Raw genomic sequence first — 21,814 nt, 5'->3', positions numbered from 1 at the left:
GGCGCCCGGGCCGGGCTCGGGGCGGGCGGGCGCGGCGGGGTCGGCCTGGTTGGCACAAACGCCTGAAAAGCGTAGCGCAATCAACGTGGATTTGCGCCTTACCAAGAAGGTCAGGGTTGGGGCGTCACCGCCAGCTCGGCAGCGCTTCCCACGGCCAGGTCTCCCGCCGCCAGGCCATCGGGCACGCCCAGATCAATGAGGGAGCTGGTCAGGACAGGCCGTGCCGCGCGACGGCGCAGCAAGGCTGCCGGCAGGGATAAGGCATTGGGCACCCGCAGCGCCGGCTCCGCCTCATCCGTCGCCTCTTCGGTCTGGCGCAGGCGGGCGTTCAGGGCCAGGGCGAACACAGGGACCAGCCACACCAGCCGGTTCTGATAGCGGTCGTGCGGGTTGGACAGCGCGCCGCAGATCAGGGCGTTGCCGGCCAGCGCCGCCCACAGGAACAGCAGGGCGCCCAGGGCCATGCCGTCGCGACGCCTTACCGCTTGGGGGACCAGGGCCGCCAGGGCGGCCAGCGCCAGATAAGCCAGGGGGACGGTCAGATAGTTGGACAGGTCCGCCATGCCGGGGGTCGGCCCTTCGCTCTGCTGGTCGGCCTTCAGGTAGGCGGGCTCCAGCGGCGCCAGCCACTGGTGCACCGCCTCGCGGGTGCTGCGGTGGAACTCGTCCAGCCCATCACCCGTCTGCACGCGAAAGAACTGTTCCATCCCCGCCTGCAGCGAAGACAGGGCCAGGGCCAAGGGATAGGCGCGCATCACCGCCATGTTGATGCGCGCCGCCTCTGGCTCCATGCCTTCCCAGCCGCCCAGGGCCATCAGGGGGGAATCCTCCGCCCACAGGAATTCATCCGCCGTGGTCGGCAAGCGGTGGCGATAGGAACACAGGGCGTAGGCGTGGGGATCTTCGGCGCACCGCTCGTCCAGCAGGCGGCGCACCTGGCCCTGCTGCAGCAGGCTGCCGAACAGGAACAGCGGCCCGCCGGGGGTCAGCCTGGTCTCGCCGGTGACGGCACCGTTCAGCAGGGGCAGGGTCACCACGCTGCCCACCACCAGGGCCGCTGCCGGCAGCAGGCGCAGGGCCCGCCAGGATCGCGGGCGGCCCAGGACGCCGACGGTCTTCATCAGGGCCAGCACCGCCACCAGGCCGGCGCCCAGGGCCATGCCCGACATGTGCGACAGCAGGCTGACCAGGCCCACGGCGGCCGCGCCCAGACGCGTCCCCCAGGACAGGCGGTCCCAGCGGAAGGCCAGCAGCCACAGGGTCGCCACGACCAGGGGGATGGCGATGTCCGGCATCAGCTGGGCCGTGTACCAGGCCATGCCGGTGCCCAGCGCCAGCAACGCCACCAGGCCCAGGGTGCCGGGTCCATTGCCGTTGCCGCCCGGCAATCCGTCGCTGGGCGCCAGGCCGGCGCACAGCAGGCGCAACAGCCACAGGGTCAGCAGGCTCTGCGCCACCACCGGTCCCCACAGCGTGCGCCAGTTCAGCGACGTCGCCTGCAGGAACAGGCCATAGGCCAGCGACCGCCCCTCCACCAATTCACGCTCGGCCGCAGCCTCGATGTAGCCGCCGGTGTCGAAGAAGACGATGGGGAAGCCGTTCAGCAGTGCCGGCCACAGCATCAGGACCAGGGCGCCGAGGGTCGCCAGCAGCGGCAGCAGGACGCGCCGGGCCAGGGCGGCGCGCACAAACCCACCCAGCCGCGCACCAAGGTGGCGGACAGTAGACGACCCAGGCATGGCGGATGGGTCCCCCAAAACCAAAACTTCCCCAAAATTCTTATGCTTAGCGTGTCAGTAGCACTGGCGGCGGCCCCTGCTGTCAAGGGCAAAGGGTGGGGATGGTTGCAGATGTGCGGCCAAGGTGGTTTTCCTGCCACGGCGGGCGGGCCACCCTGCTGTGCCGCTACAGCCCCAGGCTGGGCCCGCCGCCGATCCAGGCGGGATTGGCGGGGCAAGCGGCCGTGGGCCGCTCGGCGAATTCCGCCGCCAAGGCGTCGATGAAGCCGCGCACCGCCGGCACCAGGCCCCGGCGCGAGGGGAACACCGCGTGCACCACGCCCGCCGGCAGGGTCCAGCCGGGCAACAGCGCCTCCAGCATGCCCTGAGCCAGATAGTTGTCGATGATGAAGTGGGGCAACTGGGCGACGGCGACCCCGGTCAGCGCCGCATCGCGCAGCAGGGCCATGTCCTCGGTGATCAGGCGGGCCTGATGCGGCACGGTGCGCAGGATGCCGTCGGGGCCATAGAGGCGCCAGACGTAGTCGCCACCCGTGCGCGGCATGTCGGCGGCGGGCAGGGCCGACAGCTCCTCCGGTGTGGCGGGCCGGCCGTGGCGATCCAGAAAGGCGGGGCTGGCCACCAGGGCCGAGCCATGGCTTTCCAGCACCTTGACGATCAGGTCGCTGTCCTCTAGCGGCGGCATGCGCACGCGGATCGCCAAGTCGTAGCCTTCCTCGATGACGTCGACGCGGCGGTTGCTGGCCTCCAGCCGGATGGTCACACGGGGATGTTGCGCCATGTAGCGGGTGACGACCGACCCCACGCGGGTGGGCACCAGGGCGGTGGGGCAGCTGACGCGCACGGTACCCTGCGGCTCTGCCCGGGTGCGGTCCACCACCTCCTGTGCCGCCTCAGCCTCGGCGATCATGGCCAGGCAGTGGGCGTGGTAGGTGCGGCCCACGTCGGTGACGGCGAAGCGGCGGGTGGAACGCTGCAGCAGCCGCACACCCAGCTGGTCCTCCAGCATCGAGACGCGGCGGCTGAGAGTGGACTTGGGCACGCCCAGTGCCCGCTCCGCTGCGGCGAAGCCGCCGTGCTCCACCACCTGGGCGAAGTAGTAGAGGTCGTTCAGGTCGCGCATGGTGGTGCCCCGATCGCCGCCCGGTTGCCGGGGGCGGCCATTGTTCCAATCATGGAACATAGAGTGTGAAATCTGGCCCCTGATGGCAAGAGCGTTCCAGTGGCAATCTCAAGGGGTCTTCGGCGGCCGGTCCTCACCGGCGCCCATCCCAGAAATGAGAGTATGGATCATGAAGCTCCTGCACATCGACTCCAGCCCCCTGGCCCAGGCCTCCGTCTCCCGCCAGCTGACCGCCGCCGTGGTCCAGGCGTGGCAGCAGGCCAACCCGTCGGGCGAGGTGACGTACCGTGACGTCGCCGCCGTGGCCCCCGCCCACCTGGACGCCGAGTTGCTGGCCGTCGCCAAGTTCGGCGCCGACCAGAACCTGACCCCGGCGCAACAGGCCGAGCGCGCGCTGGTCGACACCCTGGTGGACGAGCTGCTGTCGGCTGACGTCGTGGTCATCGGCGCCCCCATGTACAACTTCTCCATCCCCAGCCAGCTGAAGTCCTACCTGGACCGCCTGGCCCAGGCCGGCCGTACCTTCCGCTACACCGAGGCCGGCCCCCAGGGCCTGGCCGGCGGCCGCAAGGTCATCGTCGTTTCCTCCCGCGGCGGCAAGTACGCCGGCACCCCGTATGAGGCGGCGCTGGACCATCAGGAAGCCTATCTGAAGGCCTTCCTCGGCTTCCTGGGCATGACCGACGTCACCATCGTCCGCGCCGAGGGTGTCGCCATGGGTCCCGACGCCAAGGCCGGCGCGCTGACCGCCGCCAACACCCAGATCGGCGACCTGTTCGTGGCCCAGGCCGCCTGATACCTCCGGTCCCTGAACAAAATTCCCCCGTTGGCGGTTGGAAGCCGGCGTCCCTGATCCCCTCCCCGGGGGGCGTCAGGGGCGCCGGTTTTCTTTCGCCGGTGTATGCTGTGCGCCGGCCGTCGTGGGAATAAGGGAAGGGAGCCATGGACCACCCTGTCGATTCATCCACCGCCAGCCCGCATTGGGACCTGCAACGCTTCGTCGATGCCCAGAACCCGCAGCTGGACACGGTGATCCAGGAGCTGACCATCGGGCACAAGCGCAGCCATTGGATGTGGTACTTTTTCCCCCAGATCGCCGGGCTGGGTCAAAGTGCGACGTCGCAACACTACGCCCTGGCCTCGCTGGACGAGGCGCGGGCTTACCTTGAGCACACCATCCTGGGCGGGCGCCTGCGCCAGCTGACCGGCCTGGTCAACGAGCTGCCAGGCCATGACGCCCGGGCTGTGTTCGGGCCCGTGGACGCGCTGAAGTTCCGCTCCAGCATGACCCTGTTCCACCTGGCGGCTGGTGACTGCGACAGCCTGTTTCAGGATGCGCTGGACAAGTACTTCGACGGCCAGCCTGACGACCGAACGCTGCAGTTGGCCGGTGCCGCCGATAAAATGCCTGCATAAGTAGTGTCATCTGGATCTATACGCGTCTATCGGGCAGTGTGTCCCAAAGGGATACGCTGACGGGGGAACGTGCATGTCCATTATCGCGAAGCCGGGCCGGCGGGCCCTGATCTTGGGGGCCCTGGCCCTTACGGCACTGGCCGCCGGCCCCGCGCTGGCGGGGGAACTGGTCCAGCCGGCACCGGTGCCGGTGGTGGCCGGCGTGTCGCAGCTGATGGCCTTCCCGCAGATCTTCACCCTGCCCAACGGCGGCGGCGCGCCCCTGAAGGTGCAGGCCAACGCCTTCGTCAGCTTCGGCGACCGCAAGGGGGCGGAGGTGAAGGCGGCGGTGACCGCGCGCAAGCAGGTCATGGGGGCTGCCTTGCCGACGGGTGAGCTGCTGGCCGGTCCCACCATCCGCGCCCATCCCGGCGACACGCTGGACATTCTGTTCACCAACGGCCTGCCGTTCGACGCGGACGAGGGCGACGGCACCATGTTCAACGCCGTGCCCCATGGCTTCGACGTGCTGAACCTGCACACCCACGGCCTGCACGTCAGCCCGCAGAAGGATGGCGACAATGTCCTGCTGACCATCTATCCGGCCGACACGCCGGCCGATGTCATGGCCATGTGCGTGCGGGACGCGAACGGCGACGCCAGCCTGTGCCAGAAGGGGGACTACCACTACCGCATCAAGATACCGGAGCAGCATCCGGCCGGCACCTATTGGTACCACCCGCACAAGCACGGGGCGGTGGCCCTGCAGCTGGCCAGTGGCATGAGCGGCGCGCTGATCATCCAGGATGAAAAGAACGGCATCGACAGCCTGCCCGCGGTGCGGGGAGCGGCGGAAAAGGTCATGCTGCTGCAAAGCATCGAATCCGCGCCCAACCTGACCAGCCCGCAGCGGGTGACGTGCAAGAGCGTCTATTCCTTCGCCCGCTGTACCTATGTCGACGGCCAACCGGCGCCCGAGCCGGCGCAGAACGTCAACCAGAAACTGTCCGTCAATGGCCAGCTGAACCCCACCGTCACCATGACGACGGATGAGGTGCAGTTGTGGCGGGTGGTGAACACCACAGTGGGCACGGTGGTGCCCATGTGCCTGGTGCCCCAAACCGGCGTGGACGCGGCGGCGGCGCCCGCCGCCTATGTCCTGGCGGCTGATGGCGTGCCGGTGCAGCGCCCCCTGTCGGCGGGGGAAGAGGACCTGCCGCTGCGCCTGACGGCGCCGGTGGCCAAGCCGGACGGCAAGGGGGTGGTCAACAATGAGCTGTTGTTCCTGGCGCCCGGCCAGCGCCTGGACCTGATGGTCAAGGCCCCGGCCAAGCCCGGCCGCTACCTGCTGGTCCAGCCCGCCCCCGGCACGGTGGTGAAGCGGCAGCAATCCTCGCAGGATCCCCTGGCGCGCCAGCCCGGTATCGGCGACCTGTGCAAGCCCGGTGTGGTCCCCGACGCCCAGCTGGTGATGACGGTGAACGTGGTGGTGGCGGCGGCGTCCGGGCCCACGGCGACCGCCCTGCCCACCCAGTCTCAGTTGAACCGGCTGTACGCCCCCGCCACCCTGGTGGATGCGGCCGATCGGCCGGCCTCACCCACCCAGGGGGTGGTGTTCGGCTTCACCAGCGGCACCTACGCGGAATCGGCCGGTGGCGCCTCGGTGGTCAACGGCCGTCCCTTCAATGCCGAAGGCGGGCCGCAGCGCATCCTGACCCTGGGCCAGACGAACCTGTGGGGGGTGATGAGCGCCGCTGACACCCACATGTTCCACATCCACACCAATCCCTTTCAGGTGATGAAGCGTGGGACGGTCGACTATGCCTTCCCCATCTGGCGCGATACGGTGCTGATCAATTGCGCCCCGACGGTGGGGGGGACGAACTGCACCTTCCCGGGCGGGTTGACCAACGTCGACGCCAACACCGGCTTCAATTACGGCGAGGTGGTGCAGTTCCTCAGCCAGGCGCTGGACTACACCGGCGCCATCGTCATGCACTGCCACAACACCAGCCACGAGGATAACGGCATGATGGAACTGGTGGAGATGGTGGAAGCGGGCCACGCGCCCACCATCACTCCGCACGCCCATCACCACGAGGGGGCAGGGCAACACTGAGCTGAAAGGGACCGCCGGCGCTTAATCGGCGGCCCCACTGCTTTCATCTACTTCATTTCCCACACGTCGTTGCCCCGGTTGGTGTCCGGCAGGGCGTGGGTGGGGTCTATGGTGACGCGGGTGATGGCGGGCCCGCCGTCCAGGCGCACGGTGGTCTCGGCCCGGCCGCGCCAGGTCTCCACCGGGATGCGGAGGCTGCGCTGGCTGCCGTCGGCGTAGTCCACCTGCAGGGTGGCCGGCAGGACCAGGCGGTCCAGGGCCGCCAGGGTGACCAGGGCGCCCTTGTCCGGCCCGCCCTCGGCATAGGCGACCTTGCGCACGGCGAAGTCGACCGCCCAGTTGTTGAAGTACCAGCCGCGCCAGAACCAGGTCAGGTCCTCGCCCGCCCCGGATTCCATGGCGCGGAAGAAGTCGGACGGCGAGGGGTGCTTGTAGGCCCAGGCGCGGATATAGCGGCGCAGGGCGGCGTCGAACCGCTCCGGCCCCAGGATCTGTTCGCGCAGCAGCACCAGGCCCAGGGCCGGTTTGAAATAGCTGACGGGGTGGCGGTACTTCTCCGACATGCCGTCGGGGGCGTTGACGATGTTGGGCGCGGCGGCGTCGGCCAGCAGGGGCAGGATCTCGTCCACCGGGTTGCCGCCGCCGGGCGCGTATTCCCCGTCGCGCTTGGGGGCGTATTCGCCGTGGTTGAAGGCGTCCTGGGCGTAGATGTCGATGAAGGTGTTCGACCCCTCGTCCATCCAGGCGTCGCGCCGCTCGTTCGAGCCCACGATCATGGGGAACCATGTGTGGCCGATCTCATGCGCCGTGATCCAGTACAGGTTCTTGCCCTGGTCCTTGTACCCGTCGAACACCATGCCCGGATATTCCATGCCGGCACCGTGGCCGCCCAGGTTCACGGCGACGGGCCAGGGATAGGGGAACCACTGGCTGGAGAAATGCTCAATGGAGGCCTTCAGGTACTCCGTCGACCGGTTCCACTTGTCCGGCCCCACGCCCTCCACCGGGTAAACCGACATGGCCAGCGCGTGCTTGCCCTCCGGCAGGTTCACGCGCGCGGCGTCCCAGACGAAGGCGGCGGAGGCGGCGAACACCACGTCGCGGGTGTTCCGCATGCGGAAATGCCAGGTCATTTCCCCATTGGTGCGCGGGCGGCTGCCGGGATCCGTCACCTCCTCCGGCATGCGGATCATGACCGTGGCGTCGCTGGCGCGGGCCTGGTCCAGGCGCTTCACTTGCGTGGGCGTCAGCACCTCTGCCCCGTTCACCAGCTCGCCCGAACCCGCCACCAGCATGGCGGCCGGCACGGTGACGGTGTAGTCGAAGTCGCCATACTCCAGATAAAACTCCGACCCCAGATAGGGCAGGGTGTCCCAGCCGCGCAGGTCGTCGTAAACCGCCATCCGCGGGTACCACTGGGCGATCTCATAGATCTCGCCGTTCTGGGTGGGCGTGTGCGCCGTGCGCCCGCCCCAGGTGCCGGGGATGGTGTAGGTGTAGTCGATGTGCAGCGCCAGCTTGCCGCCCTTGGCCGCCAGCGGCTTGGGCAGGTCTATCCACATGCGGGTGTCGTCGATGTGGAAGGGCAGGGCCACCACCTTGCCGTCCCCCATATCGACCGCGACGGCCTTGATGGTCATGCCGTCGGTGTTGCCCCGGCTGGGTCGGCTGCCGCCGGCCACGGCCGCGCGCGCGTCCTTGCGATAGATGTTCTGATCCAGCTGCAGCCACAGCCGGTCCAGCGCGTCCGGGCTGTTGTTGGTGTAGCGGATGACGCTGCTGCCGGTCAGCGCGGGGGTGTCGGGGTTGCTCAGGTCCAGGCGGGCGTGCAGCTCATAATCCGCGCGGTTCTGCCAATAGGCCGGGCCCGGCAGGCCGCTGCCCGACCGGTACTGGTTCACCGCCTGTGGCAGGGTCAGGGGCGCGAACGCCTCGAATGGACGATAGGCGGTGGCCAGCGGCGGTTCGGGGTCGGCGGGCTTTTCCAGCTGCTGGGTGATCCGCGGCGAGGCTTGCTGCGTATCGGTAGGTTGAGCGCTTTGGCCATGGCTTGTTCCCATGGCTGTCAAGGCCAGTGCGAACCCGATGGACACGGTGCGGCGGAACCAGGACATGGCCATGGAGAAGGCGACCTTTGCTGTCGTTTCAGGAAGCGGAAGGATAGGTGGCCGGGCGCCCTCATCCCCTGCCCAAGGCGTGGCGCCGGCCGTTAAGTCACTGCCATCATGGGGTATTGCGCAAAAGAGGGGAAGCCCTGCGGCAATGGGCAGCATCCGCCTCCGGATGGTTGGTCAGTAAATTTTAACGTGGAGCGGTTAATGTTTCGGTCTTTTCTGGTGCGGCATATCCGGGACATGAAGGCGACGCTGGCCGCCCTGGGCAAGTCACAGGCCATTATCGAGTTCGCCCTGGACGGCACCATCCTCACCGCCAACGACAACTTCCTGAGCGCCATGGGCTATACCCTGGCCGAGGTTAAGGGACGGCATCACAGCCTGTTCGTGGCGCCAGGGTATAGGGACAGCCTGGAATACCGCCAATTCTGGGACAGTCTGCGCCGGGGGGAATTCCGTGCCGCGCAGTTCAAGCGCCTGGGAAAAGGCGGCCGCGAAGTCTGGATCGAGGCTTCATACAATCCCATCCTCGACCGCGCCGGCCAGCCGTACAAGGTGGTGAAGTACGCGACCGACGTGACGGCGGCGAAGCGGGAACACGCCGACCTGCTGGGCCAGGTCACGGCCATCAACAAGTCGCAGGCGGTCATCGAGTTCAGCCTGGACGGCACCATCCTGCGCGCCAACGACAATTTCCTGAACACCATGGGCTACACGGCGGCGGAGGTCGAGGGCCGGAACCACAGCCTGTTCGTGGAACCGGGCTATAGGGACACGCCGGAATACCACCAGTTCTGGGAAGCCCTGCGCCGGGGTGAGTTCCAAGCGGCGCAGTTCAAGCGCATAGGCAAGGGCGGGCGCGAGGTCTGGATAGAGGCCTCGTACAACCCCATCCTCGATCCCGACGGCCGGCCGTACAAGGTGGTGAAGTATGCCACCGATATCACCCGCCAGGTGCGCATGCTGGCAAACCTGAAGCAGCTGATCGACAGCAACTTCAAGGAAATCGACACCGCCGTCGAGCAGTCGGTGAGCCGGTCCGAGGGCGTGGCCGCGGCGGCGAACCAGACGGCCGGCTCGGTCCAGGGCATCGCCGCCGGGGCGGAGCAGTTGGCCGCGTCCACCCGCGAACTGGCGGCCAGCATGGCCCAGTCCCGTCAGGCGGTGGACAGTGTCGCGGCCGAGGCGGAAACCGCCGGGTCGGCGACCGAGCGCCTCAACGCTGTCGCCCAATCCATGGAGCGGGTGGTGGACGTCATCCGCGGGATCGCCGGCCAGATCAACCTGCTGGCCTTGAACGCGACCATCGAGGCGGCGCGGGCGGGGGACGCCGGCAAGGGCTTCGCCGTCGTCGCGACGGAAGTGAAGAACCTGGCCAACCAGGCGGCAAGCGCCACGCAAGGGATTTCGGACGAGATCACCGGCATGCAGTCCGTGGCTGGTGAGGTGGTCGGCGCCCTGGAGGGCATCCGCCGGTCCATCGATGCCGTGCGGGACCACGTCACCTCGGCCGTCGCGGCGGTGGAGCAGCAAGGTGCGGTCACGCTGGAAATGTCGCAGAACATGCAGCAGACGGCCGGCGCGGTGGACACCGTGACCGAAAACATCAACGACATCGGCCGCGCCATCCGGCAGGTGGAAACCATGGTGGACAAGACCCGGGAAGCGGCCCGCGTGTTGGCCCAGTAAGCGGAACATCCCGGCGCCAGCCCGATGCCGCCAACCAGCATTGCCAGTTCATCCTCGAATGCCTGAGCGACCAGGCGGCGGACACGCGCCGCCGCCTGGAAACGCTGTGATCTCAGGCCTGGAAGACACTTAAGCCGGGAAGTCGGTGCTGAGCGCGACCGACCGCCAGTCGGCCAGGTTGGTGGTGAACGCCTCCTGCCGGGCCTGTACCCGGTTCCAGGCGTCGGTGCCCAGCACCAGGTGCAGGGGCGGGTTGGGTGAGCGCACGGCGGCCACGATGGCGCGGGCGGCCAGCACCGGGTCCCCCGGCTGCCTGCCGTTCAGCGCCTGCAGGCGGGCCACCGCCGCCCCGGCCGTCGCGGCATAGTCCGTGATGGGGGCGCCGGTTAGCCGCAGGGAATGATCGGTCAGGAAGTCGGTGCGGAAGGCGCCCGGCTCCACCAGCGTGATGCCGATGCCCAGGGGCGCCACCTCCTGCGCCAGGCTGAGCGACACGCCCTCCAGCGCGAACTTGGACGCGGCGTACAGGCCGGACCCCACCCCCGGCGCCAGCCCGGCGATGGAGGTGATGTTGACGATATGGCCGGATCGCCGCGCCCGCATCAGCGGCAGGGCCGCCTGCATCACCGCCAGCGCGCCGAAGAAGTTGACCTCGAACATGTGGCGGGTGGCGGCGGTGTCGGCATCCTCAACCGCGCCCAGCAGGCCATAGCCGGCATTGTTGACCACCACGTCCAGGCGGCCGTGCAGGGCGTGGGCCTTGGCCACCGTCTCCTTGACCTGGGCCGTGTCCGTGACGTCCAGCGGCAGGACGTGCGACCGGCCGTCGGCGGGCAGGTCGCTCTGGCCGTCGCGGGTGGTGCCGATGACGACTTGGCCCTGGTCCAGCAGGGTGCGCGCCAACTCTTTACCGAAACCGCGCGAAATGCCGGTGATGAACCAGACCTGTTGGGTGTCGTTGACCATGATCCGCATCCTTCCTGAAAAGCCGGCCCGAAAAATGGGATTGGGGGCCGGGGGATGCGCTGAAGATGGGGGGCGGCCGCTCTGTGCGGTATGCGCTATAGTCGAAACGGTTAATGAAGGGCGGCGTGCATAATCAGCCGTAGGTCGCGCGCATGAAATCGGTGAAGACGCGCAGGGGCAGGGGTGTGTGCCGCTGCTTGGGATAGCACAGGAAAAACCCCGGGAAGGCGCCCGACCATTCCTCCAGGATCGGCACCAGCCGGCCGTCCTTGACATAGGGCAGGATGCGGTCCTCCAGCCACAGGGCGATGCCCACGCCTTGCAGGGCGGCGGCCAGTACCATGCTGCGGTCGGTGACGATGATGGGGCCCTTCACCGCGACGGAGAACCAGTCGCCGCCCGGCTCCTGGAATTCCCAGTGGTAGATGCGGCCCGTCTCCGTCCAGCGCCAGTTGATGCAGGCATGGTCCAGCAGGTCGCGCGGATGCTGGGGCACGCCGTGGCGGGCCAGGTACTCTGGGGTGGCGACGGCCACCTGGCGCAAACTGCCGCCCAGCTTGATGGCCACCATGTCGTCGGAAATCATCTCGCCCAGGCGGATTCCGGCGTCGTAGCCTTCCGCCACGATGTCGCGCACCACGTCATCCACCGTGGTGTCCAGCACGATGTCGGGATAGGCGCGGTGGAATGGGCCCAGAATGGGCGCCAGGAACCGCTCCGCCCCGACGCGAGAGGAGGTCAGGCGCAGGGTGCCGGCCGGTCGCTCGCGCAGGTCGTTCACGTCGGCGACGGCGGCCTCCAGTTCCTCCAGCACCGGCTTCAAGCGGGCGTAGAGGCGCGAACCGGCATCGGTGACGGAAACGCTGCGCGTGGTGCGGTTCAGCAGGCGCACGCCCAGCCGCGCCTCCAAACCTCGGATGGTCTGGCTGAGCGCGGAGGGGGAGACGCTCAACTGCACCGCCGCCCGCGCGAAGGTGCCGTACGCCACGATGGTGGCGAACGCGCGCAGGTCGGCGAACTCACTGCCCCGCATTCTATCCCTTCCCCTTCAGGATCAACCGGGGATGGGTAGCATGGCGGATGGCGCCGTCGCTGTGTCAGCCGACACTACTTGATGGAAATCATGGCATAAGGCCATTGCAGGGCTTTCTATGCCGATTGTCCGCATACACATAATCCATGCAATTTCGGACAGGGGAGGGATGGGATGGCCGACGACGACGTGTGGAAGCCCCGGCTGAGCGATCGGGGCGGGCCGCTCTATCTGGCCATCGCCGACGCCATGGCGGCCGACATCGGCGCCGGGCGCCTCGTTCCCGGGGAACGCCTGCCCACCCAGCGGGCCTTGGCGGAGGCGCTGGGCATCGATCTCACCACCGTCACCCGCGCCTATGCCGAGGCGCGGCATCGCGGCCTGCTGTCGGGCGTGGTGGGGCGGGGCACCTTCATCTCCGACCGCGCGGCGGCGGACATGGCGCCCCTGGCCCAGGGCGACATCGACATGTCCATGAACGTGCCGCCGCAGCCGCTGGCCTTGCTGCGCACCCATTTGGCCCAGGGGCTGGAGCGATTCGTGCGGGCGCCGGACCTGGGGCGCCGTCTGGGCTATCGCGCCGCGGGCGGCGGGGCGACGGAACGCACGGCCGGGGCCGCCTGGCTGCGCCGCCGCTACACCGCCGCCGGGCTGGCGGCCAACACCAGTCCCCATGCCGACCGCGTGCTGGTGGCGCCCGGGGCGCAGGCGGCGCTGCACGCCCTCCTGTCCCTGCTGGCGCAGCGGGCCGACGTGGTGTTGGCGGAAACGCTGAGCTATCCCGGCTTCACCGCCATTGCGGCGCGCCTGGGGCTGCGGGTGGTGGCGGTGGACTGCGATGGCGAGGGGCTGGTGCCCGATGCGGTGGCGGCCGCCTGTCGCAGCAGCGGCGCCCGCCTGCTCTACTGCACCCCCACCCACCATAACCCGACGACCGCGACGATGTCGGAAGGGCGGCGGCAGGCTCTGGCCGCCATGATCCAGGCCCAGGGCCTGACGGTGGTGGAGGATGACGCCTATGGCGCGCTGGCGGCCACCCCCGGCACGCCGCTGGCGGCCTTGGCCCCCGCCCAGGTCTGGCACGTGGCCACCCTGTCCAAATGCCTGACCCCGGCGCTGCGCACCGCCTATGTCGCCGCGCCCGACGCCATCCAGGCGGAACGGTTCGAGGGCGTGCTGCGCACCCAGACGCAGATGCCCTCACCCTTGGCGGCCGGCCTGGCGGCGGATTGGATCCTGGACGGCACCGCCGCCACCCTGGCGGAGGCCATCCGGGCCGAGGCGGCGACGCGCCAGCGCCTGGCGGCGGAGCTGCTGCCCCCAGGCAGCTACCAGGCCCAGCCCGACAGCCTGCACCTGTGGCTCAATTTGCCGCCCGATTGGACGCCGCACGCCTTCGTCCAGCGCGCCGCCCGCACCGGCCTCACCCTGGTGGCGGGCGACGCCTTCCTCTCATCCGACACCCCGGTGCCCGCCGCCGTGCGCCTGGCCTTAGGCGCCGCCCCCGACGCGGCGTCGCTGAAGGGGGCGCTGATCCGCGTGGCTGGCCTGCTGGCGGGACCCAGGGGCGGGGCGACAGGGGTGATTTGACCTCAGCCCATGGTGCGGCCGCCATCCACCACCAGCGACTGCCCCGTCATCATGGATGAGGCGCGTGAGGCCAGGAACAGCACGGCGCTGGCGATGTCCTCGCCCGACAGGGGACGCTTCAGGCATTGCGCGGCCAGGGTTTCGGCCAGGGCCTCGGGCGTCACCCACAGGCGCTGCTGCCGTTCCGTCATGACCCAGCCGGGCACCACGGTGTTGACGCGGATGCCGTCGGGGCCGAACTCGCGGGCCAGCGCCCGGGTCAGGCCCGTAACGCCGGCCTTGGCGGCGACATAGGCCGGGTATCCCGCCAGGCCCAAATTGTGGGCGGTGGACCCCAGGTTGACGATGGCGCCGCCGCCGGCGCGCTTCATGCCCGGCGCCACCGTCTGGGCCAGGAAGAACTGCGGGCGCAGGTTGATGGCCAGGTTGTCGTCCCACTCCGCCACCGTCATGTCGGCGGTGGCGTGGCGGTCATCGCGGGCGGCGTTGTTGACCAGCACGTCGAAGGCGCCCATCTGCGCCTCCGCCTCGCGCACCTTGGCCTGCAGCGTCTCCACGTCGCGCAGGTCGCAGCGCAGGAACACGGGGCGCTGGCCGGTCGCGGCCTCCACCGCCTGCACCAGGTTCATGGCCGACTGCTCACGCAGGGCGATGAAGGCGACGCGGCAGCCCTGGGCCGCGAAGGCGTAGGTGAGATAGGCGCCGATGCCCGACCCCCCGCCGCTGATCAGCACGGCCTTGCCCGCCAAGTCGCCATAGACGGGATAAAGATGCTGGGTGACGCCTTCCGGGGCGCCGGGCGGCGGCTCTTCCGGTGTGTTGATGGGACCGGTGGCGGTCTGGTTGCTGTCTGGCATGGGGGCGCCTTCCTTGCATTGGGCCCATGGGCGTGTTGGGCCACGTGACGGCCGGGTCAGGAAGGATAGTTAGAACGGTCCCACCCAGGCCGCAATTGCCCATGGCACCAAATCCCCTTTACAGGGGCTATTTTTGTCCGATAAATCATACCAGGAACCGGAGGCTGGGTGCCGGGTCGTGGGTTCGTGCCATGGCGGTCACGATACCGCAAACCGCGCCGGGACCTCCTATCATAACGACATTGGGTGGGGAAACGGCGGGTGCGGGCGGCCACTGTTTGGCGCCATGCCATCAGCCGCCGCGGGCGACCGGTTGACTTGCGTGCCCAGGCCACGACCAGGCCTGCGCCTTGAAGGGTCCGGCCATCCATCACCCCACCCTGTGCCAAGGACAGGGGCCGTTCCAGGCCCCCGAGGTGGACGGTAGACGATGACCGACGACGGCAAGCGGACGTTACGCAGCGCGCACAGCTATGGAAAACTGGACCGCGACGGGTTCATCCACCGCAGCTGGATGAAGAACCAGGGCCTGCCCGGCGACGTGTTCGACGGCCGGCCGGTCATCGGCATCTGCAACACCTGGTCGGAACTGACCCCCTGCAATTCCCACCTGCGCGAGGTGGCGGAGCATGTGAAGCGCGGCGTGTGGGAGGCCGGCGGCCTGCCGGTGGAATTCCCCGCCATGTCGTTGGGCGAGACGCAGATGCGCCCCACCGCCATGCTGTTCCGCAACCTGCTGGCCATGGAGGTCGAGGAATCGATCCGCGGCAACCCCATCGACGGCGTGGTGCTGCTGGGCGGCTGCGACAAGACCACCCCGGGCCAGATCATGGGGGCGGCCAGCGTCGACCTGCCCACCATGGTCATCTCCTCCGGCCCCATGCTGAACGGCAAGTACCGCGGCAAGGACATCGGCTCCGGCACCGACGTGTGGAAGTTCAGCGAGGCGGTGCGCGCCGGCGAGATGACGCTGAAGGACTTCATGGGGGCGGAGGCCGGCATGTCCCGCTCGCCCGGCACCTGCATGACCATGGGTACCGCCTCCACCATGGCCTGCCTGATCGAGGCCATGGGCCTGTCGCTGCCCTTCAACGGCACGCTGCCGGCCATGGACGCCCGCCGCCGCGCCATGGCGCATGAGACGGGCCGCCGCATCGTCGCCATGGTCAAGGACGACGTGAAGCCGTCGCACATCCTGACCCGCGCCGCGTTCGAGAACGCCATCCGCGTGCATGCCGCCATCGGCGGGTCCACCAACGCCGTCATCCACCTGCTGGCCCTGGCCGGCCGGCTGGGCGTGGAATTGTCGCTGGAGGACTTCGATGCCCTGAGCGCCGACATTCCCCTGCTGGTGGACCTGCAGCCCTCGGGCCAGTACCTGATGGAGGATTTCCACTACGCCGGCGCGCTGCCGGGCCTGATGACCAAGATCAAGGACAAGCTGAACCTGGACGCGGTCACCGTCGGCGGCATGACCATCGGCGACATCGTGGCCGAGGGCGAGGTCTACAACGACGAGGTCATCCGCCCCAGGACCAACCCGGTGAAGCCCGTCTCGGGCATCTGGGTGCTGCGCGGCAACCTGGCGCCCGATGGCGCGGTGATGAAACCCAACGCCGCCTCGCCCGAGCTGCTGACCCATCGTGGCCGCGCCGTGGTGTTCGACACCATCGAGGACTTCAAGGCCCGCATCGACGATCCGGCGCTGGAGGTGGACGAAACCTCCATGCTGGTGTTGCGCGGCTGTGGCCCGAAGGGGTATCCCGGCATGCCGGAAGTGGGCAACATGCCCCTGCCGCCCAAGCTGCTGGCCAAGGGGGTCAAGGACATGGTGCGCATCTCCGACGCCCGCATGAGCGGCACGGCCTTCGGCACCGTGGTGCTGCACGTCGCCCCTGAATCCACTGCCGGCGGCCCGCTGGCTCTGGTGCGCACGGGCGATGAGATCGAGCTGAACGGCCCCGGCCGCAGCCTGTCCCTGCTGGTGGATGAGGCCGAGCTGGCCCGCCGCCGGGCCGAGCTGGCGGCCCAGCCCGCCGCCCCCATCCCGGCGCGCGGCTACTACCGCCTGCATGTCGAGCATGTGATGCAGGCCGACAAGGGCTGCGATCTGGATTTCCTGGTGGGCGCCAGCGGCGACCGCGTCACGCGGGAGTCGCACTGACATGACGGCACCCGTCTTCATCGCCGGCGACTGGGGCACCAGCAACCTGCGCCTGTCGCTGGTTGACGCGGACGGCGCCGTGCTGGACACCCGTACCGGTCCCGGGGCCGCCGCCGTGCCGGTGGGTGGCTTCCCCGACACGGTGCGCGGCCTGCTGGCCGACTGGGACGCCGCCTACGGCCGCCTGCCCCTGCTGCTGTGTGGCATGGTGGGCTCCACCCTCGGCTGGGTGGAGGTGCCCTACGCCGCCGCCCCGGCGGGGGCGGGGGAGATCGCCGGGCATCTCCACCGCATCGATCTGCCATTCGAAGGTGAGGGGGGCCGGCCCGTCTATATCGCGCCGGGCGTGAAGGGCACCAACCTGCAGGGGGCCCCCGACGTCATGCGCGGGGAGGAAACCCAGGTGCTGGGTGCCCTCATCACTCATCCGGATCTCGCCACAGGCGACCACCTGCTGTGCCTGCCCGGCACCCATTCCAAGTGGGTGGACCTGTCGGATGGCCGCATCACCGGCTTCACCACCGCCATGTCGGGTGAGATCTACGCCCTGCTGTCCAAGCACAGCACCCTGGCGCGCGGGGCGGCCGAATGGGATGGCGCGCCGGACGCCGGTTTCCGCCAGGGCCTGGCCCGGGTGGCGGAGGCGGGCGCCGACGTCCTGCACCTGCTGTTCGAAACCCGCGCCCGGCAGATGGCGGGCGTGCTGACGCCTAAGGACGCCCTGGGCTTCCTGTCCGGCCTGGTCATCGGCGGCGACGTGGCCGCCACCTTGGCCCGGCACCGGGCGCTGGGCAGGCCGGCGCCCACGCGGGTGGTCCTGGTCGGCACCCCGGCGCTGAACACCCTATATACCCTGGCATTGGCCAGCCACGGCGTGGCCGCCCTGGCGCTGAACGGCGCCGAGCAATCCACCGCCGGCCTGCTGGCCTATTTCCGCCGTTTGTGAAGGGCCGCCTGTGAAGGGCCCCCCTGTGAAGGAACGCGTCATGACCGAAGCCTGGTTGAAGCACATGCCCGTGGTGGCCATCCTGCGCGGGGTGACGCCCGATGAGGTGGTGGCCGTGGCCCGCACCCTGCACGACGCTGGCATTCGCGCCATCGAGGTGCCGCTGAACTCGCCGGAGCCGCTGCGCAGCATCGAGCGGCTGGTGCAGACCTTCGGCGACGAATGCCTGGTGGGGGCGGGCACCGTGCTGTCGCCGGACAAGGTGGACGCGGTGCGCGCCGTGGGCGGCCAGCTGATCGTCTCGCCCAACGTCGACGTTTCCGTCATCGCCCGCACCGTGGCGCTGGACATGGTGTCCATGCCCGGCTTCTCGACCGGGACCGAGGCCTTCGCCGCCATCGGCGCCGGCGCCCGCTACCTGAAGCTGTTCCCGGCCAGCAGCCACGCGCCCGGCCATGTGAAGGCGCTGAAGGCCGTGCTGCCGGCCGATGTCGCCGTCTACGCCGTGGGCGGCGTCACCGCCGCCAACCTGCAGCCCTGGGTGGACGCCGGCGTCACCGGCTTCGGCTCCGGCGGCGACCTGTACAAGCCGGGCGTGGATCTGGGCCAGATGGCGGACCGGGCCGCCGGCCTGGTGGCCGCCGTGCGCGCCGCGCTGAAGCTTTCGTGAAGTCTGATACTGAGGACCCGCCACCGACCCTCGGTGGCGGTGGGACGCGACCCGCGTCCGCCGGACATTTCCGGCGACTGAGGGGGCCTCGAAAAGGCCAAATAACATAAGGGGGGTACGCCGATGGGTTTGGCGACGCTTGATATCGCGGTGCTGGGATTCTACGCCGTGTTCATTTTCCTGCTGGCGCAGTGGGTGTCGCGGGAAAAGGTCGGCCATGAGAAGAATGCCAAGGATTATTTCCTGGCCGGCCGATCGCTGCCCTGGTGGGCCATCGGCGCCTCCCTCATCGCCGCCAACATCTCGGCGGAGCAGATCATTGGCATGGCGGGCTCCGGCTACGCCATCGGCCTCGCCATCTCCTGCTATGAATGGATGGCGGCGCTGACCCTGATCATCGTGGGCAAGTACTTCCTGCCCATCTTCCTGGAAAACCAGATCTACACTATGCCCCAGTTCCTGGAGCAGCGGTACGGTCCCAGCGTGCGCCTGACGCTGGCCGTGTTCTGGCTGGGTGTCTACGTCTTCGTCAACCTGGCCTCCATCCTGTGGCTGGGCTCCATCGCGGTGCACGCGGTGGCGGGCGTGGACCAGATGTACGCCCTCATCGCGCTGGGCCTGTTCGCCTGCGCCTATTCCCTGTTCGGCGGGCTGAAGGCGGTGGCGCTGACCGACATCGTGCAGGTGGGCCTGCTGGTCATGGGCGGGCTGATCATCAGCTATCTGGCCCTGAACCAGATCGCGGACGGCCAGGGCGTGGTGGCCGGCTTCCACCAGCTGGCGGCCAACGTGCCGGAGAAGTTCAAGCTGATCCTGACCAAGGACAGCCCCTTCTACAAGGACCTGCCCGGCATCTCCGTCCTGGTGGGCGGCCTGTGGGTCATGAACGTGTCCTACTGGGGCTTCAACCAGTACATCATCCAGCGCGCCCTGGCCGCCAAGTCGGTGCGCGAGGCGCAGCGCGGCGTGGTGTTCGCCGCCTTCCTGAAGCTGCTGATGCCGGTCATCATCGTGCTGCCGGGCCTGGCCGCCGTGATGCTGATCCCCAACCTGCCGGTGCCCGACCAGGCCTACCCGGAGCTGATGAAGATGCTGCCCGTGGGCCTGAAGGGCCTGGTGTTCGCGGCCCTGGTCGCGGCCATCGTCGCGTCGCTGGCGTCCAAGATCAACAGCGTGGCCACCATCTTCACCCTGGACCTCTACGCCCACATCAAGACGAACGCGTCCCAGCACCATCTGGTGGCCGTGGGCCGCATCGTCAGCGTGGTGGCTGTGCTGATCGGCATCGTGGTGGCGAAGCCCCTGCTGGGCAACTTCGACCAGGCCTTCCAGTACATCCAGGAATTCACCGGCTTCTTCACGCCCGGCATCTGCGTCATCTTCCTGCTGGGCATGTTCTGGGCCCGCGCCAGCGCCGCCGGCGCCCTGACGGCCGCCATCGGCTCCGCCGTGCTGTCGCTGGCCTTCAAGATCTGGCTGCCGGAACTGCCCTTCATGGACCGCGTGGGCGTCGTGTTCCTGCTGTGCCTGGCCGGCGCGGTGCTGGTGTCGCTGGCGGCCCCGGCCGCCATCCCAGGCCAGATCAAGGTCAAGCTGAAGGGCATCGACTACTCCACCACCACCGGCTTCAACATCGCGGCCTTGGTGGTGCTGGTCGTCCTGTCCGCCCTCTACATCACCTGGTGGTAAAATGACGAACGCCCGTCCGCCGAACGCCCATCCGGTGCTCGATGCTCCGCTGGTCGCCACCTTCGCCCTGGGCAACACCCTGGGCGAAGGGGTCACCTGGGATGAACGCGACCAGTCGCTGTGGTGGACGGACATTCACGAGCGCCGCCTGCACCGGCTGGACTGGGCCAGCCGCGCGGTGGAAACCTTCGCGGCACCGGAACGCGTCTGCTCCTTCGGCCTGATCGAGGGTGACTCCGGCCGCCTGGTGGTGGCCTTCGAAAGCGGCTTCGCCCTGTTCACCCCGCGCAGCGGGGTGGTGGAATGGCTGGCGCGTCAGGACCTGCCCGCCGGCGTTCGCTTCAACGATGGCCGGGTGGACCGCCAGGGCCGCTTCTGGGCCGGCACGATGGTGGAGGATGAGGCGGCGCGGGCGGCCAAGTCGCTGGCCGGCGCGCTCTACCGCCTGGATGGGCGGGACCGGGCCACGCCCCTGGTGCACGGCGCCCTCATCTCCAACAGCCTGTGCTGGAGCCCGGACGGCACCCGCATGTACTACACCGACGGCCCCACCCGCCGGATTCGCGCCTTCGATTACGATCCGGCCACCGGTATGCCGTCGAATGAACGCGTTTTCGTGACGACGGAAGAGGGGGCCTTCCCCGACGGCGCCAACATCGACGCCGCCGGCCATCTGTGGAGCGCGCAGTGGGGGGCGTCGCAGGTGGTGCGCTACGCCCCGGATGGAAGCGTTTCCGGCGTCATTCCCGTGCCCACGGCGCGCGTCAGCTGCGTCGCCTTCGGCGGGCCGGACCTGACCCTGCTGTTCGTCACCACGGCGCGTGAAGGCATGACGGCGGCGGAGATCGCGGCCGATCCCGATGCCGGCACCCTGTTCGTGTATGATATCGGTATCATCGGCACGCGCGGCTTGGTCGATAGTGCGTTCAAATTGGCGTCGGCAGGGATATAAGTAGTTGTGAGGAATAATGTGGGGGAAGGGATGATTGCCAAGTTTCGCGGCCAAAACCTGACGTTCGCCATCGTCCAGGATCTGGGGGCCGCGATCGTTACCGGGACCTACAGCGCCGACAAGCCCTTCCCCATCGAGGCCGACCTGTGCAAGCACTACAACGCCAGCCGCAGCGTGCTGCGCGAGGCGGTGAAGATGCTGACGGCCAAGGGTCTGCTGCGCGCCCGCCCCCGCCAGGGGACCTGGGTCGAGCCCGAGGAAAGCTGGAGCCTGCTGGACCCCGACGTGCTGCGCTGGATTCTGGAGCGCAAGTTCTCCCTGCCCCTGCTGGCCGAATTCACCGAGATCCGCCTGGCCGTGGAACCGCTTGCGGCCCAGCTGGCCGCCGCCCGGGCGACACCGGCGGAGAAGGCCGCCATCAAGGTGGCCATCGACCGCATGTACGCGGCCGAGCGGGGGGAGGATGACCCCCTGACCACGGACATCAACTTCCACGTCGCCATTCTGAAGGCCAGCGGCAACCGCTTTTACCTGCAGCTGCGGGAACTGATCGACACCGCCCTGCGTTTCAGCATCCGGCGCACCAACCAGTATAAGGGCGTGCGCCTGGCCAGCGTGGCCGACCACAACGCCGTGGCCGAGGCCATCCTGGCGGGCGATCCCCCCCGGGCAGAGGCCGCCATGCGCTACCTGATGCAGGAGGCGCTGGACCTGCTGTCGCAGGGCGAGGAGGCTGAGGGCAAGGCCGCGGCCTCGTGAGATCCCGCC

Annotated in this window: 17 protein-coding genes; 11 read left to right on the top strand and 6 right to left on the bottom strand. The window is 68.9% G+C overall.

Going from position 1 to position 21,814, the window contains the following annotated elements:
• Positions 1–110: 110 nt before the first annotated feature.
• Together Y958_RS28250 and Y958_RS28245 are read right to left on the bottom strand one after the other, a co-directional pair.
• A complete protein-coding gene (locus tag Y958_RS28250; protein WP_145727548.1) occupies positions 111–1,739 on the bottom strand; it encodes a hypothetical protein in 1,629 nt (542 codons plus the stop codon).
• A gap of 166 nt (positions 1,740–1,905) precedes the next feature.
• Positions 1,906–2,922 carry a LysR substrate-binding domain-containing protein gene (locus tag Y958_RS28245; RefSeq protein WP_244909637.1) on the bottom strand — a complete coding sequence of 339 codons (1,017 nt, stop codon included), beginning with the start codon at positions 2,920–2,922 and terminating at the stop codon, positions 1,906–1,908.
• Between the two features lie 109 nt (positions 2,923–3,031).
• On the opposite strand from Y958_RS28245, the gene Y958_RS28240 reads away from it, so the two are divergent.
• From Y958_RS28240 to Y958_RS28230, 3 genes are all read left to right on the top strand, one after another.
• Positions 3,032–3,658: an FMN-dependent NADH-azoreductase gene (locus Y958_RS28240; RefSeq protein WP_145727549.1), complete on the top strand. Its 627-nt coding sequence runs from the start codon at positions 3,032–3,034 to the stop codon at positions 3,656–3,658.
• A gap of 146 nt (positions 3,659–3,804) precedes the next feature.
• Positions 3,805–4,278, top strand: coding sequence for a DUF1810 domain-containing protein (locus Y958_RS28235; RefSeq protein ID WP_088875138.1), 474 nt, complete (start codon positions 3,805–3,807; stop codon positions 4,276–4,278).
• Between the two features lie 73 nt (positions 4,279–4,351).
• On the top strand, positions 4,352–6,376 hold the full coding sequence (locus tag Y958_RS28230; protein ID WP_088875137.1) for a multicopper oxidase family protein: 2,025 nt from the start codon (positions 4,352–4,354) through the stop codon (positions 6,374–6,376).
• A gap of 47 nt (positions 6,377–6,423) precedes the next feature.
• On the opposite strand, the gene Y958_RS28225 is transcribed toward Y958_RS28230, so the two are convergent.
• Positions 6,424–8,496 carry a M1 family metallopeptidase gene (locus tag Y958_RS28225; RefSeq protein ID WP_088875136.1) on the bottom strand — a complete coding sequence of 691 codons (2,073 nt, stop codon included), beginning with the start codon at positions 8,494–8,496 and terminating at the stop codon, positions 6,424–6,426.
• A 198-nt stretch (positions 8,497–8,694) separates the two neighbouring features.
• Between Y958_RS28225 and Y958_RS28220 the strand changes: the two genes are divergently transcribed.
• The gene (locus Y958_RS28220; RefSeq protein ID WP_186291547.1) at positions 8,695–10,179 is read left to right on the top strand and encodes a methyl-accepting chemotaxis protein; all 1,485 of its coding nucleotides are present in this window, start codon (positions 8,695–8,697) and stop codon (positions 10,177–10,179) included.
• A gap of 129 nt (positions 10,180–10,308) precedes the next feature.
• On the opposite strand, the gene Y958_RS28215 is transcribed toward Y958_RS28220, so the two are convergent.
• Together Y958_RS28215 and Y958_RS28210 are read right to left on the bottom strand one after the other, a co-directional pair.
• On the bottom strand, positions 10,309–11,145 hold the full coding sequence (locus Y958_RS28215; RefSeq protein WP_088875298.1) for an oxidoreductase: 837 nt from the start codon (positions 11,143–11,145) through the stop codon (positions 10,309–10,311).
• A gap of 133 nt (positions 11,146–11,278) precedes the next feature.
• Positions 11,279–12,178, bottom strand: a complete 900-nt coding sequence (locus Y958_RS28210) for a LysR family transcriptional regulator (RefSeq protein WP_088875135.1) — start codon at positions 12,176–12,178, stop codon at positions 11,279–11,281.
• A 174-nt stretch (positions 12,179–12,352) separates the two neighbouring features.
• Between Y958_RS28210 and Y958_RS28205 the strand changes: the two genes are divergently transcribed.
• The gene (locus tag Y958_RS28205; RefSeq protein ID WP_088875134.1) at positions 12,353–13,768 is read left to right on the top strand and encodes an aminotransferase-like domain-containing protein; all 1,416 of its coding nucleotides are present in this window, start codon (positions 12,353–12,355) and stop codon (positions 13,766–13,768) included.
• Between the two features lie 2 nt (positions 13,769–13,770).
• On the opposite strand, the gene Y958_RS28200 is transcribed toward Y958_RS28205, so the two are convergent.
• Positions 13,771–14,625 (bottom strand): SDR family NAD(P)-dependent oxidoreductase, encoded by an 855-nt coding sequence (locus Y958_RS28200; RefSeq protein ID WP_088875133.1) that lies wholly within the window; start codon positions 14,623–14,625, stop codon positions 13,771–13,773.
• 430 nt (positions 14,626–15,055) lie between these two features.
• Between Y958_RS28200 and Y958_RS28195 the strand changes: the two genes are divergently transcribed.
• From Y958_RS28195 to Y958_RS28170, 6 genes are all read left to right on the top strand, one after another.
• Positions 15,056–16,789: an IlvD/Edd family dehydratase gene (locus tag Y958_RS28195; RefSeq protein ID WP_088875132.1), complete on the top strand. Its 1,734-nt coding sequence runs from the start codon at positions 15,056–15,058 to the stop codon at positions 16,787–16,789.
• Between the two features lies 1 nt (position 16,790).
• Positions 16,791–17,735, top strand: coding sequence for a 2-dehydro-3-deoxygalactonokinase (locus Y958_RS28190; RefSeq protein WP_088875131.1), 945 nt, complete (start codon positions 16,791–16,793; stop codon positions 17,733–17,735).
• A gap of 40 nt (positions 17,736–17,775) precedes the next feature.
• Positions 17,776–18,405, top strand: a complete 630-nt coding sequence (locus Y958_RS28185) for a 2-dehydro-3-deoxy-6-phosphogalactonate aldolase (RefSeq protein WP_088875130.1) — start codon at positions 17,776–17,778, stop codon at positions 18,403–18,405.
• 123 nt (positions 18,406–18,528) lie between these two features.
• Positions 18,529–20,094: a sodium/sugar symporter gene (locus tag Y958_RS28180; protein WP_004272359.1), complete on the top strand. Its 1,566-nt coding sequence runs from the start codon at positions 18,529–18,531 to the stop codon at positions 20,092–20,094.
• Between the two features lies 1 nt (position 20,095).
• On the top strand, positions 20,096–21,046 hold the full coding sequence (locus Y958_RS28175; RefSeq protein ID WP_088875129.1) for an SMP-30/gluconolactonase/LRE family protein: 951 nt from the start codon (positions 20,096–20,098) through the stop codon (positions 21,044–21,046).
• A 30-nt stretch (positions 21,047–21,076) separates the two neighbouring features.
• The gene (locus Y958_RS28170) at positions 21,077–21,805 is read left to right on the top strand and encodes a FadR/GntR family transcriptional regulator (protein ID WP_040844859.1); all 729 of its coding nucleotides are present in this window, start codon (positions 21,077–21,079) and stop codon (positions 21,803–21,805) included.
• Positions 21,806–21,814 lie beyond the last annotated feature (9 nt).

Source organism: Nitrospirillum viridazoti CBAmc, assembly GCF_000730165.1.
In the GTDB taxonomy this organism is placed as follows: Bacteria; Pseudomonadota; Alphaproteobacteria; order Azospirillales; family Azospirillaceae; genus Nitrospirillum; species Nitrospirillum viridazoti.
The sequence above is the reverse complement of the archived record's forward strand: the minus strand, read 5'-3'. Positions and strand labels throughout refer to the sequence as shown.

Excerpts from the sequence above, each read along its gene's own strand:
- Y958_RS28230 (WP_088875137.1), top strand. The coding sequence starts at position 4,352 with ATGTCCATTATCGCGAAGCCGGGCCGGCGGGCCCTGATCTTGGGGGCC.
- Y958_RS28220 (WP_186291547.1), top strand. The coding sequence starts at position 8,695 with ATGTTTCGGTCTTTTCTGGTGCGGCATATCCGGGACATGAAGGCGACG.
- Y958_RS28225 (WP_088875136.1), bottom strand. The coding sequence starts at position 8,496 with ATGGCCATGTCCTGGTTCCGCCGCACCGTGTCCATCGGGTTCGCACTG.
- Y958_RS28180 (WP_004272359.1), top strand. The coding sequence starts at position 18,529 with ATGGGTTTGGCGACGCTTGATATCGCGGTGCTGGGATTCTACGCCGTG.
- Y958_RS28205 (WP_088875134.1), top strand. The coding sequence starts at position 12,353 with ATGGCCGACGACGACGTGTGGAAGCCCCGGCTGAGCGATCGGGGCGGG.
- Y958_RS28185 (WP_088875130.1), top strand. The coding sequence starts at position 17,776 with ATGACCGAAGCCTGGTTGAAGCACATGCCCGTGGTGGCCATCCTGCGC.
- Y958_RS28250 (WP_145727548.1), bottom strand. The coding sequence starts at position 1,739 with ATGCCTGGGTCGTCTACTGTCCGCCACCTTGGTGCGCGGCTGGGTGGG.
- Y958_RS28175 (WP_088875129.1), top strand. The coding sequence starts at position 20,096 with ATGACGAACGCCCGTCCGCCGAACGCCCATCCGGTGCTCGATGCTCCG.
- Y958_RS28195 (WP_088875132.1), top strand. The coding sequence starts at position 15,056 with ATGACCGACGACGGCAAGCGGACGTTACGCAGCGCGCACAGCTATGGA.
- Y958_RS28215 (WP_088875298.1), bottom strand. The coding sequence starts at position 11,145 with ATGGTCAACGACACCCAACAGGTCTGGTTCATCACCGGCATTTCGCGC.
- Y958_RS28235 (WP_088875138.1), top strand. The coding sequence starts at position 3,805 with ATGGACCACCCTGTCGATTCATCCACCGCCAGCCCGCATTGGGACCTG.
- Y958_RS28170 (WP_040844859.1), top strand. The coding sequence starts at position 21,077 with ATGATTGCCAAGTTTCGCGGCCAAAACCTGACGTTCGCCATCGTCCAG.
- Y958_RS28210 (WP_088875135.1), bottom strand. The coding sequence starts at position 12,178 with ATGCGGGGCAGTGAGTTCGCCGACCTGCGCGCGTTCGCCACCATCGTG.
- Y958_RS28245 (WP_244909637.1), bottom strand. The coding sequence starts at position 2,922 with ATGTTCCATGATTGGAACAATGGCCGCCCCCGGCAACCGGGCGGCGAT.
- Y958_RS28200 (WP_088875133.1), bottom strand. The coding sequence starts at position 14,625 with ATGCCAGACAGCAACCAGACCGCCACCGGTCCCATCAACACACCGGAA.
- Y958_RS28190 (WP_088875131.1), top strand. The coding sequence starts at position 16,791 with ATGACGGCACCCGTCTTCATCGCCGGCGACTGGGGCACCAGCAACCTG.
- Y958_RS28240 (WP_145727549.1), top strand. The coding sequence starts at position 3,032 with ATGAAGCTCCTGCACATCGACTCCAGCCCCCTGGCCCAGGCCTCCGTC.